This window comes from Lysobacter sp. A378 (genome assembly GCF_054052125.1).
The window spans coordinates 973,764-985,794 of sequence record NZ_JBSVRK010000002.1; the positions used below are offsets into that span (position 1 = coordinate 973,764).

Annotated in this window: 11 protein-coding genes; 4 read left to right on the plus strand and 7 right to left on the minus strand. The window is 66.2% G+C overall.

All coding sequences use genetic code 11. The annotated features are described in order from the left end of the window. Positions 1–63: 63 nt before the first annotated feature. The 6 genes from ACW7G1_RS10310 to prmB all read right to left on the minus strand — a co-directional run bounded on the left by ACW7G1_RS10310 (position 64) and on the right by prmB (position 6,573). Entirely contained in the window at positions 64–723 is a 660-nt protein-coding gene (locus tag ACW7G1_RS10310; RefSeq protein ID WP_456979625.1) for a phosphoribosylanthranilate isomerase, read from the minus strand. 10 nt (positions 724–733) lie between these two features. Beyond that, on the minus strand, positions 734–1,528 hold the full coding sequence (gene truA / locus ACW7G1_RS10315) for a tRNA pseudouridine(38-40) synthase TruA (RefSeq protein WP_456979626.1): 795 nt from the start codon (positions 1,526–1,528) through the stop codon (positions 734–736). Positions 1,529–1,551: 23 nt separating this feature from the next. Then, the gene (locus tag ACW7G1_RS10320; RefSeq protein WP_456979627.1) at positions 1,552–3,336 is read right to left on the minus strand and encodes a type IV pilus assembly protein FimV; all 1,785 of its coding nucleotides are present in this window, start codon (positions 3,334–3,336) and stop codon (positions 1,552–1,554) included. A 95-nt stretch (positions 3,337–3,431) separates the two neighbouring features. Then, positions 3,432–4,475, minus strand: coding sequence for an aspartate-semialdehyde dehydrogenase (locus tag ACW7G1_RS10325; RefSeq protein WP_456979628.1), 1,044 nt, complete (start codon positions 4,473–4,475; stop codon positions 3,432–3,434). 28 nt (positions 4,476–4,503) lie between these two features. Continuing rightward, positions 4,504–5,607 carry a chorismate synthase gene (gene aroC, locus ACW7G1_RS10330; RefSeq protein ID WP_456979629.1) on the minus strand — a complete coding sequence of 368 codons (1,104 nt, stop codon included), beginning with the start codon at positions 5,605–5,607 and terminating at the stop codon, positions 4,504–4,506. A gap of 3 nt (positions 5,608–5,610) precedes the next feature. Then, positions 5,611–6,573 carry a 50S ribosomal protein L3 N(5)-glutamine methyltransferase gene (gene prmB, locus ACW7G1_RS10335; protein WP_456979630.1) on the minus strand — a complete coding sequence of 321 codons (963 nt, stop codon included), beginning with the start codon at positions 6,571–6,573 and terminating at the stop codon, positions 5,611–5,613. 85 nt (positions 6,574–6,658) lie between these two features. Here prmB and ACW7G1_RS10340 point away from each other — a divergent pair, with 85 nt between their 5' ends. Beyond that, positions 6,659–7,306 (plus strand): SCO family protein, encoded by a 648-nt coding sequence (locus tag ACW7G1_RS10340; RefSeq protein ID WP_456979631.1) that lies wholly within the window; start codon positions 6,659–6,661, stop codon positions 7,304–7,306. 3 nt (positions 7,307–7,309) lie between these two features. Further along, positions 7,310–8,170 carry an archaetidylserine decarboxylase gene (asd, locus tag ACW7G1_RS10345; protein ID WP_456979632.1) on the plus strand — a complete coding sequence of 287 codons (861 nt, stop codon included), beginning with the start codon at positions 7,310–7,312 and terminating at the stop codon, positions 8,168–8,170. 7 nt (positions 8,171–8,177) lie between these two features. Here asd and ACW7G1_RS10350 read toward each other — a convergent pair whose 3' ends face one another. Next, complete coding sequence (locus ACW7G1_RS10350; RefSeq protein ID WP_456979633.1) at positions 8,178–9,749, minus strand: transglycosylase SLT domain-containing protein; 1,572 nt, start codon at positions 9,747–9,749, stop codon at positions 8,178–8,180. Between the two features lie 130 nt (positions 9,750–9,879). Here ACW7G1_RS10350 and ACW7G1_RS10355 point away from each other — a divergent pair, with 130 nt between their 5' ends. After that, positions 9,880–11,409 (plus strand): helicase HerA-like domain-containing protein, encoded by a 1,530-nt coding sequence (locus tag ACW7G1_RS10355; RefSeq protein WP_456979634.1) that lies wholly within the window; start codon positions 9,880–9,882, stop codon positions 11,407–11,409. 71 nt (positions 11,410–11,480) lie between these two features. Beyond that, the gene (locus ACW7G1_RS10360) at positions 11,481–11,987 is read left to right on the plus strand and encodes a copper resistance protein NlpE (protein ID WP_456979635.1); all 507 of its coding nucleotides are present in this window, start codon (positions 11,481–11,483) and stop codon (positions 11,985–11,987) included. Positions 11,988–12,031 lie beyond the last annotated feature (44 nt).

A 12,031-nucleotide genomic window follows, 5' to 3' on the forward strand; every position in this document is an offset into this window, starting at 1 on the left:
CACCGCGCCAGCTGGCGCAGGTCAGTCTGGCTGGTATCAGCCTGGCTGGTCACTCTGGCTGGGTCACTCTGGTTGGAAACAGTCAGCACGCCGGACCTGTTCCACGAAATGTCGCATCTTGTCGCCATCTTTCACACCCGGCGCGCTCTCGATGCCGCTGGACACGTCCACGCCCCACGGCAAGGCGGCCTGGATCGCGTCGAATACGTTGTCGGCCGACAACCCGCCGGCGAGCACGAATGGCTTCTGCACACCGGCCGGAATCCGCCGCCAGTCAAATACCTTGCCGCTGCCACCGGCGCCGCCGACGTCGTGGCTGTCGAACAGGAAGCCGGCGGCAGAGGGATAGCTGCGATGCAGCATCACCGGATGCTCCCGCGCAATCGGACTGCCCATCGGGATCGCCTTCAGGTACGGGACGCCAAAGGCGCTGCAGAAGACGTCGTCCTCGCTGCCGTGAAATTGCAGCAGGCTCGGGCGGACCTGGCGCACGACCTGGCGGATTTCATCGGCCGGGTTGTCACTGAACAACGCGACCGCATCGACCAGCGGCGCCAGCGCCTGCCGCATCGCGCGCGCCTGCTGCGGCGCAACCCGACGCGTGCTTTGGCTGGCAAACACGAACCCGATCGCATCGGCACCCAGCTCGCACGCCAACCGCACGTCACCGGGGCGGGTGAGGCCACAGAACTTCACGCGGGTGCGGAACAGGATGCGGCTCACGATACGGCCCTCACAATGTGACTTCGGCAGGAAGCAACCATTGTGCAGGGTAGCGTGGCCCGAGAAAAACCAACCCGGCGGAAGGGGCCGTCGGGCCGGCCAGCGCGCGATCGCGGCCGGCCAGCAATTGCGCGATCCATTCTCCCGGCCGCTCGCCACGGCCTACCGGCAACAGGCTGCCAACGATATTGCGGACCATATGGTGCAGAAATCCATTCGCCTGCACCTCGATCGTCACGATGTCGCCGTGTCGGGTGACGCTGATGTCCTGCAAATCACGTCGCGGATGCGGGGCTTGGCAGTGCACGGTCCGGAACGCAGAAAAATCATGCATGCCCCGCAGTGCCTGGGCCGCCTCATGCATCGCCCCGGCGTCCAGCGGCAGGCGCTCCCAACTCAGGTATTGGCGATGCAGGGCGGGCCGCATCGTGCGGTTGAGTATCCGGTATTGGTAGCGCCGGGCGCGGGCACAGTAGCGGGCATGGAACTCGAACGGAACCGGCACGCACCAGCGTACGCAGACCGAGGGCGGGAGCCGGCTGCTGGTGCCCAGCACCCAGCTACGGGGCTCGCGCTGCGCGGGACCATCAAAGTGGACCACCTGGGCGGACGCGTGCACCCCGGCGTCGGTCCGGCCCGCGCAGACCGCCGTGATCGGCACGTCGGCGACAAACGACAAGGCCTTCTCCAGCGCGGCCTGGATGGTCGGCTCGCTACGTCGCTCGGGCTGGCCGGGCTTGTTCAACCGCTGCCAGCCGGAAAACCCGCCACCGTCGTACTCGAGACCCAGCGCCCAACGTTGCAACGAGGTCGGTAACGGTTCCGGAATCACCGCTCCTGGCCGATCTCGCGCAGCAGTTGCGCCGCCTGCTGGCGGGTAGCCTCGTCACCGCTGAGCACCAGCTCGTCCAGCAGTTGGCGGGCGCTGTCGCGGTCACCCAGCTCAAGGTAGGCACGAGCCAGCTCCAGTCGTTCCAACCCGGGCGCATCGACATCGAAATCCGTGTCGGTAGCGGGCGCGGATGAAGGACGATTCAGTTTTTGATCACCCGACCCCGCATGCCAGACCGGCACTGCCGCGGCCCCGGCCACCGATGACGAGTCAGTTGAACCCACCGGCACCTTTGGCGGCGACGGCTGGGAACCGGCGACCGCATTGTGGTTCAGCGGTTTCGGCTCGTCCGGCGCACTATCGGACCGGGATGGACTCCGGCTATCGGGGAAACCGCTGGCCAAAGTCGATGGCGCCTGGGCCGTGGTCGAAGGCACACGGAACTTCGGTACCGCGACGGCACGCCGACGCGACCACCAGGCGCCCAGCAATACCAGCACCAGCAACCCAATGCCGGCCAGGATCCAGGGCAACCCGGAAACCGCACCGCCAGCCTCGGCCGCCTGGGCCTGTGCAAGTTGCTGCTGCACCGCGGTCAACTCGCTGTCCTTCATGGTCAGCAAGTTCTGCTGGTCGACCTGAAGCTGTTCGAGTTCAGCGATCCGGCTCTCCATGTCTGCCAGTTGCGCATCGCGTGCGGCCAGCGTCTCGGTTGTCTGTTGCAGTTGTTGTCGCACCATGTCGCCTTCGCCTCCGGCACTGATGCCCGATTGTGGCCCCGTCCGGGTCGCGTCACTGGCGCCCGGCGGAACGATTTGCAGCCGCGCACCGCTGGCTGCGGCCGACGTCGTCGTTGCCTCCGCGGCGGAGGCCGGGTCGGGTTCGCCTTCACCATCGACCAGGGTCGGTTGTGGCACCGGCTGGCTGGCCATCCGCCAGGCCCGGGTCTGTTCGCGGACCTTCGCCATCGCCTGGGCAGCGTCGATGTCCAACACCTCGGCGGCATCGGGGATCCGCAACACCACGCCTTGTTTGAGCAGGTTGATGTTGCCGCCGATGAAGGCCTCCGGATTGGACCGTAACAGCGCGATCATGGTCTGGTTGAGATTGCCGCCAAGATCCAGCTGCTGTGCGATCTCCGACAACGTATCTCCGGCCCGGACCTCGGCGGGGTTGCGTCTGGCCGCAGGCGCAGCGGGCACGGCCGTGGTCGCGACAGACGTGGGCGTCGTTGCGATCGCATTGGCCGGCTCTGCCGGCTCCGCGGCCGTGGCATTCGCATTGGCGGCGGCATCCGGAGCCTCGCCCTGTGCCGCGGATTCGGACGGACGCAAGATCGTGTTGGACGGCGTCACCACCGGTGCGTTGACCTGTGGCTGCAACGGTGCCGACACGGTGCGCGGCGCGTCCAGCAGCGTCGAGTACTCGCGGACCATCCGGCCCTGGCCCCAGTCGACCTCGACCAGGAAAGTCAGCAGCGATTCGGTGATCGGCTGGGTACTGGTCACCCGGATCACCGGGTTGCCGGCAGCATCCAGCGCGGACACGAACTGCAGTCCCGCAACCACCCCTTCGGGCGGGCTGAGCCCCACGCGTGCAAACGTTTCCGGCGACGCCAACCCGACCCGCAACTGCTCCAGTTCGCTCGGATCGTTGGAGATGATTGAAATCTCCGCCAGCAACGGCTCGCCCAGCTTGGACTTCACCTCGATCTGGCCCAGGCCCAGCGCAGCCACCGAGCTGCTGGCCAGCGCCAGCATCATTACCAGTACCACGCGCATGAATCGCTTCACCGTCACCCCCCGACTAACCGCTGATCGCGACTCTAACGGCCGCGCGCACTGCCGGCAATGCGCATGGCCGCGTGATCACCAACTTATTCACCTTGTGCCAGCTCGCCCGATGCCAACTCGGCCATGACCAACTCGGCCAGCTGGACGGCATTGAGCGCCGCACCCTTGCGGATATTGTCCGCCACCACCCACAGGCAAAGCCCGCGCGGATGGGACATGTCCTCGCGGATGCGACCGACATACACCGGATCGGTGCCGGAGGCGTGGGTCACCGCCGTCGGGTAACCGCCATCCACCGGCTCGTCGACCACCTCGATCCCGGGCGCGTCTTGCAGCAGCTTGCGCGCATCTGCCGCCGTCAGCTTCGAACCGGTCTCGATATGCAAGGCCTCGGAGTGGCCGAAGAAGACCGGTACCCGGGCCACGGTCGCGTTCACCCCGATCGAGTCATCGTCGAGGATCTTGCGGGTTTCCCAGACCAGCTTCATCTCTTCGGTGGTGTAGCCGTTGTCAGTGAACTCGCCACCCTGTGGAATCACGTTGAACGCGATCTGCACCGGATAGACCTTCGCCTCGACCTCGCGAAAATTGAGCATCCCGGCGGTTTGCCGGCCCAACTCTTCCAGCGCATGTTGGCCGGTGCCCGACACCGACTGGTAGGTCGCCACGTTGATGCGCTCGATGCCCACGGCACGGTGGATCGGCGCCAGGGCCACCAGCATCTGCATGGTCGAGCAGTTCGGATTGGCGATGATCCCGCGTGGCCGGCTGCGCGCGGCCTGCGGATTCACCTCGAACACCACCAGCGGCACGTCGTCGTCCTGGCGGAATGCCGATGAGTTGTCGATCACCACCGCGCCGGCAGCGACGAATCTGGGCGCATGGAGCTTCGACACCTCGCCGCCGGCGGAGAACAGGGCAATATCCACCCCGGCCGGATCGAACGTGGCCAGATCCTGCACGACCAGTTGGCGGGCGCCGTACTCGAGCTTCTCGCCAGCGGAGCGCTCACTGGCCAATGCATGCAGCTGACCGACCGGGAACTGACGCTCGGCAAGGATCTTCAGCATCGCGGTGCCGACAGCGCCGGTGGCGCCAACGACAGCTACGTTCACGGTCTTGCTCATCGAATTACCTGGGAAGTAGGAAGGAACATCATTCGGACGCGGCGCCCGGGATGCGCGGCGAAACATCGCCGACATCGCCGCATTGCGCACGGTGGCGCAGCGCCTGGTCGATCAGCACCAGCGCGACCATCGCCTCGCAGATCGGCGTGGCACGGATGCCGACGCAGGGGTCGTGGCGGCCGGTAGTGACCACCTCCACCGGGTCGCCATGCACGTCCACGCTGTCCACCGGCAGGCGCAGGCTGGACGTGGGCTTGAACGCGACCGAACAACGCAGGCGCTGGCCGGTGCTGATGCCGCCAAGGATTCCGCCGGCGTGGTTGGATTCGAACCCCGACTGGCGGATGGCGTCGCGATGCTCGGTGCCCTTCTGCCCGATGCAGGCGAACCCGTCGCCAATCTCCACGCCCTTGACCGCATTGATGCTCATCAACGCGCCGGCCAACTCGCCATCGAGCTTGCCGTAGATCGGCTCGCCCCACCCCGGTGGCAACCCGTCGGCGATGACGTCTATCCGCGCACCGACCGAATCACCGGACTTGCGCAGCGCGTCCATGTACGCCTCCAGCGCCGGCACCTGCGCGGCATCCGGCCAGAAGAACGGGTTGTCTTCGACTACCGACAAGTCAATGGCGTCGGGCGTGATATCACCGATCTGCGACAGCAGTCCCTGCACCCGCACGCCGTATCGGTCAGCCAGCCACTTCTTGGCGATCACCCCGGCGGCGACCCGCATGGTGGTCTCACGCGCGGACGAGCGACCGCCACCGCGCGGGTCGCGGATGCCGTATTTCTGCCAGTAGGTGTAGTCGGCGTGACCGGGACGGAACTGCTCGGCGATCTTCGCGTAATCCTTGCTGCGCGCATCGGTGTTGCGGATCAACAGCGCGATCGGGGTCCCGGTGGTGACCCCTTCATGCACGCCCGAGAGGATCTCGATCTCGTCGGTTTCCTGCCGGGCGGAGGTATGGCGGCTCTTGCCGGTGGCGCGACGGGCGAGATCGTGACGGAAGTCGTCCGCGGCAATCGCGATGCCGGGCGGGCACCCATCGATCACGCAACCGATGGCCGGCCCGTGGCTCTCGCCGAAGGTGGTGACCGCGAATAATTTCCCGAAGGTGTTGCTGGCCAATGGCTACTCCGTGCTGACCCGACGCCGGACATGGGCCAAGGCCTTGATCCTCGCATGGTGGGCGAGCAGATCCGCGCGCTCGGCCACGAAGATGCCCATCTGGCCCACCTTGAACTCGACCCACGCCAGCGGCAACTCCGGCAGCAGCGCCACCAGGGCATGCTCCGCTTCCCCCACCTCGCACACCAGTACGCCAGCTTCGGAAAGATGTCTGGGCGCATCGCACAGGATCTCCAGCACCAGGTCCAGCCCATCGTCGCCGGCCCGCAGGCCCAGCTCGGGTTCGTGGACGTACTCGGCCGGCAGCGCGTCGGTCTCGTCGTTGGTCACGTAGGGAGGGTTGGTCACGATCAGGTCATAGACCTCGCCGTCCAGGTCACGGAACAGGTCCGACTTGCGCAAGGTGACATTGTCGGCCAGCAGGCGCGCCTTGTTCTCGGTCGCCAGTGCCAGCGCGTCGTCGTCGATGTCGACCCCGTCGACGTGCCACTGCGGATGGTAGTGGGCCGTTGCAATGGCGATGCAGCCCGAGCCGGTGCACAGATCCAGGACCCGATGGATCTCGCGCCCACCCAACCAGGGCTCGTAGCTGGCCTCGATCAGTTCGGCAATTGGCGAACGCGGTACCAGCGCGCGCGGATCGCTCTTGAAACTCAGCCCGGCAAACCACGCCTCACCGGTCAGGTAGGCCGCCGGGATACGCTCGTTGATGCGACGCTCGAACAGCGCCAGCACCTCGCGCTTCTCGTCGCTGGTCACCCGCGAGGCGCCATACACCGGGCTCAGGTCGTGCGGCATCCGCAGCGCGTGCAGTACCAGTTGGGTCGCCTCATCCAGGGCGTTGTCGTAGCTGTGGCCGAACGCGAGGCCGGCGTGGCCGAAGCGGCTACCGCCAAAACGGATCAGGTCGATGATCGAGACTTGCTCGAAGCAGGCGGAGCCGAAATCGGCGCGTTCGACGGTCATGGCGAAGGGTTCGACGGATGGGGGGCAATTATAGCCGCTACGGCCCGCTATCATGGGCGTTGCCTTCGCCTCAAGACGGTCAACCATGTTCAACCGCAACACCATCATCATCCTCGTCATCGCAGTCGCCATGGGGCTGGGCTTGTGGGCCTCGCAAAGCTATTTCAGCCAGTCGGGTTCTCCGTCCTGGCCGGAGACCCGGGCGGTGAGCCTGTTCGATCCGCCACGCACCCTGCCCGACTTCAGCCTGCGCCAGTCCGACGCCACCCAGCTGGTGCCCGGCGAACTGAAGGGCCACTGGACCCTGGTATTCCTGGGTTTCACCCACTGCCCGGACGTCTGCCCGCTGACCCTGACCCAGATGGCGCAGGCGCAGCAGCAATGGGAGTCGATCCCCGACGCGATCCGCCCGCGGGTGCTGTTTATCTCGGTCGATCCCGAGCGCGATACCCCGGACCGGATTGGCGAGTACGCCAATGCGTTCCACCGCGACACGCTTGCCGCCACTGCCGACATCCCGGCGCTGGAGAATTTCGCCCGCTCGTTGAGCCTGGTGTTCGCCAAGGTGCCACCGGAAGATGGCGCGCCCTCCAACCAGTACTCGGTCGACCACAGCGCCACGATGGCGGTGCTGGATCCCCAGGGACGCATGGCCGGTGTACTGCAACCACCCTTCGAACCCAATGCGATCGCCGCCGACATGGCCGCGCTCACCAGCGCCGCGGCACCCTGAGCGATGAGCCTGGCCACCCGCGTCACCCACCTGCTGCCGCATCGCCTGCTTTCCGGGCTGGCACGACGGATCGCCTACTCCGACCATCCACGCACCAAGCAGTGGCTGATCGACACGGTAACGCGCAGGTTCGGGGTCAATCTCGATGAGGCGCTGCAGTCGGATCCGAGTGCCTACCCGACCTTCAATGCATTCTTTACCCGCGCCCTGAAGCCGGGGGTCCGCGTGGCCGATCCCGATCCGCGCGCGTTGCTGATGCCGGCGGACGGGCGCATCAGCCAATGCGGGCCAATCGGCAGCGCGGGTGAGGATGCCGGCAGGATCTTCCAGGCCAAGGGCCAGTCCTTCACTGCCGCGGAACTGCTGGGTGACGAGCAGGCGGCGCGGGCATACGACGGCGGCCTGTTTGCGACCGTGTACCTGTCGCCGAAGGACTACCACCGCGTGCACATGCCATGGAGCGGGCAGTTGCGCGAGACCGTGCACGTACCGGGACGGTTGTTCAGCGTCGGTCCGGCCGCAGTGCAACACGTGCCGCGCCTGTTTGCCCGCAATGAGCGGCTGGCCTGCCATTTCGACACCGAGTTCGGCCCGATGGCCATGGTGATGGTCGGCGCGATGCTGGTGTCGGGGGTGGAGACCGTGTGGAGCGGCGAGGAGATCCCGGCTTACGGCCACGCCATCAAGCACAAGGACTACCGCGGCGAGAACATTACCGTGGCACGCTTCGAGGAAATGGCCCGGTTCAACTACGGCTCAACGGTGATCGTGTTGCTGCCGCCCGGTGTCGCCGAACTGGCGCCGGGGCTGTTGGCGGAGTCGCCGGTACGGCTTGGCCAGCGGCTGGCGACCCTGCGCGGCTGAGTTTCTGTCAGCCGCGACAACCGGCAAGGGCGAGCGATTGCCCGGGACGAAGCCGATGTTGCGGACCCTTGATGTCGTTGGCCCGCACCAGTTCACCCACGTCACACTGGAACTTCTTCGCGATCGAGGCCACTGTCTCGCCGCGCTGGACCTGGTAGTGCCGTGGCGCGTCCGCCGCTACCGGGAGCGCTGACGAAACCGCAGCAGGCACCAACGGTCCCATCTGGGCCGCAGGCGCAACCTGCCCGCTCACGATGGCCATTGCCGGGTCACTGGCCACCAGTTCGCGCGCCACGTCCGCAAGCCGGCCATCCACGCACTGGCGCTTGTACAAGCCAACGATCCGGTTGGTGGCCTCCAGGACGGTGCCGGCGGGCAGCCAGTCATCGGCGCGATAACGCGGGTTGAGGTTGCGCAATACCCGCATGTAGCCCTCGCGCGCGCGCCGATTGCCCAGGCAAATGGTCAATTGGTAGATCGACGCAGGCTGTTCCAGCCGCAGCTGTGAGGGCTCCGGATCAAGCTTCGGCAAGGTCAACCCGTACTCCCTGGGATGCAGGAACAGCCAGGCTGCCGCAATCACCATCGGCACGTAGTCCCGTGTCTCCGGCGGAAACTGATGGTAGACATCCTCGTGCCAGAAGCTTTTGCCGGGGTTGGCCTGGTGGATTCGCCGCGCCCGCCCTTCGCCGCCGTTATACGCCGCCAGCGCCAGTTCGATATCACGATTGAGCTCACCCATCCGCTCGTTGAGATAGGCGACGCTGGCCTCGGAGGCCGCATACGGGTCGTAGCGGGTATCGAAGCCGGTGCCGTCGTCGCCCAGGCCAAAACGCTGGCCGGTGGCGTACATGAACTGCATCGGCCCGGCCGCGCCAGCGCGCGAGGTGGAATGCACGCGGCCGTTGGACTCCTTGGCCAGGATGCCGAACAACAACGCCTCCGGCAGTCCGGCACGCTGGTACTGCGGCCACATCAGGTGGCGCATGTACTGGTAATTCTCAAAACTGGTCAGGAACGCGCCGCGCATGTCGGTCAACCAGCGTCGGATCCCCTCCTGGACGGCCGGGTTGTACTGGACCATCCGGTCGAAGTGGTGGCCATTGTCGGCCCCCAGCAAGCTGGCAGCACGGGCGGCTTCCGGCACGTCGCCGGACACCGTGCCGGGGGCGGTGGGCAGAACCGACGGGGCGATGTGGTGCCCGACCTCCCGCTGCGCCAGAGACTCCTCGACCAGCAGGTCCTCATCGGCTTCCAGGTCGGCGTTGAGCTTGAGCAGACGCTCGTAGGACGTCAGCAACGACGGCACCGAGCACCCCCGCTGCGCCGCGCAAGCCACAACCACGTCCTCCATGTCTTCCAGCGCCGTATTGGCCTGTACAGGACCCGCCGGGTCGGCGTTGCCGATCTTGACCAGCGCGTCACGGTAGCCGGACTCCGCCACTTGCATGCGCTGATGGATGTCATCAACGGCCGCCTGGTCCCGACTGGAAATCGCGCCTGCATCCAACGGGACCAACACCAACAAGGAGACGACAAGCAGCGCCGCAGCGCGCGGAAAACAGGCATTCACGGACATGGATGGCAACAAGAGGGATTCGTGCTTCAGAGTAGTCGGGCCGATGGGATGTCGCAATTGCAGGGACACAGCAATTCCGGTGACCCGCCGCAAGCCATAGAATCAACCGCAATCCACCAAGGAAGTCGATATGCCACCCATCCCCGCGCCGATCCTGGTCGGCAAAGCCGTCACCACGCCCGATTCATTGCCAGAAAACCGTGGCCAGGTATTCCTGCAGCCACGGCTCGCCAACCGCCATGGCCTGGTCGCCGGCGCGACCGGCACCGGCAAGACCGTGACGCTGATGACGCTGGCGGAGGGGTTTTCGAGGATCGGGGTGCCGGTGTTCATGGCCGACGTCAAGGGTGACGTGGCCGGACTTTCCATGCCCGGCACGACCAGCGACAAGCTGCAGGCCCGGCTCGACCAGATCGGTATCGACGGTTACGTCAACGAAGGCAACCCGACGGTGCTCTGGGACCTGTTCGGCAAGTCCGGCCATCCGGTCCGGGCAACCGTGAGCGAGATCGGCCCGACCCTGTTGTCGCGCATGCTCGAACTGAACGACACCCAGTCGGGCGTGCTCGACATCACCTTCAAGCTGGCCGACGACCGCGGGCTGTTGCTGCTCGACCTGCCCGACCTGCGTGCGCTGCTCAACCTGGTGTCCGAGCAGCGCAAGGCCATCTCGACCGAGTACGGGCTGGTCAACACCGCGTCGATTGGCGCGATCATGCGCGCGCTGCTGCGACTGGAGTCCGACGGCGGTGAGATGTTCTTCGGCGAACCGGCGCTGGAGCTGAGCGACCTGATGCGCACCACCACCGACGGTCGCGGGGTGATCAACATCCTGTGTGCCGAGACCCTGATCCTGAAACCCCGGCTGTACTCCAGCTTCCTGCTGTGGCTGTTGTCGGAGCTGTTCGAGCAGTTGCCCGAAGTCGGCGACCTGGACAAGCCCAAGCTGGTGTTCGTGTTCGACGAGGCACACCTGTTGTTCGAGGATGCGCCCAAGGCGCTGCAGCAGCGGGTCGAGCAAGTGGTACGGATCATCCGTTCCAAGGGCGTGGGCGTGTACTTCTGCTCGCAGTTCCCCGACGACGTGCCCGACGACATCCTCGGCCAGCTCGGCAACCGGGTGCAGCATGCCCTGCGCGCCTTCACCCCGCGCGACCAGAAGGCGGTGCGGACCGCGGCGCAGACCTTCGTCAGCAACCCGGCGCTGGACGTCGCCGAGGCGATTGGCCAGTTGGGCACCGGCGAGGCACTGGTATCGACGCTGCAGGACAAGGGCATCCCGATGCCGGTGGAACGCACGTTGATCGCGCCCCCCCGCTGCCGCATGGGGGCGATCAGCGAACTGGAACGCACCCAGGTCCGTGCCAGCAGCCCGGTCGGCGCGAAGTACGACCAGCGCGTCGATCGCGAATCGGCGATGGAAATACTGGCCGGCAAGGCGGAAGCGGCGACCGAGCAAGCCGAGGCGCCGCCGGCCAAGGCGGTCGAGGATGATGAAGGCGGTTTCGGCACGGCCATCCGCAACGCCGTGTTCGGCACCAAGCGTCGCCAGGGCATGGTCGAGACCATGGCCAAGCAGACCGCGCGCACGGTCGGCAACCAGATCGGCCGCAAGATCCTGCGTGGCCTGCTCGGCGGCATCTTCGGCGGCCGCCGCTGACGTCGGCGTTTGATTCACTTACGCGCAAGTACGTTCACCCGCATCAAGTTCCCACCGAAAGGAGTCACTACATGACCAAGTCGCTGCTTGCCCTCGCCTGCCTGACCGTGCTCACTGTCGCCGCCTGCAAACCCCCGTCGGCCGAGCCGGCCGCGGACACGCCCGCCGTCACCGAAACCACGCCGGCCGCAGTCGATGTCGTTTCCACCGGCGACAACATGCCCTCCGACAACCAGCCCTCCGACAACGCCAACTTCGACATGCGCGGTTTTGCCGGCACGTTCAGTGCCACCCTGCCGTGCGCCAGCTGCCCGGGCATCGAAACCACTCTGGTGCTCAACGCCGACGGCAGCTACGAGTTGAGCGAGACCTACCAGGACGAGGACGGCGCACCGGTCAGTACGGATGGCACCTGGACGGTCCTGGCCGAGCAGATCCGCCTGGATCCCAACAGCAAGTCCGAGCCGGACCGGCTGTTTGCGATCACCTCGCAGCAGGAGATCACCTTGCTTGATGCGTCGGGCAACCTGGCGGAAAGCGGACTGGATTACAGCCTCGACCGCCAGGCCGCAAACTGACGGCGACTGCGTGTTTCCACACCAGCTGATGCCAGCGCCTGCCA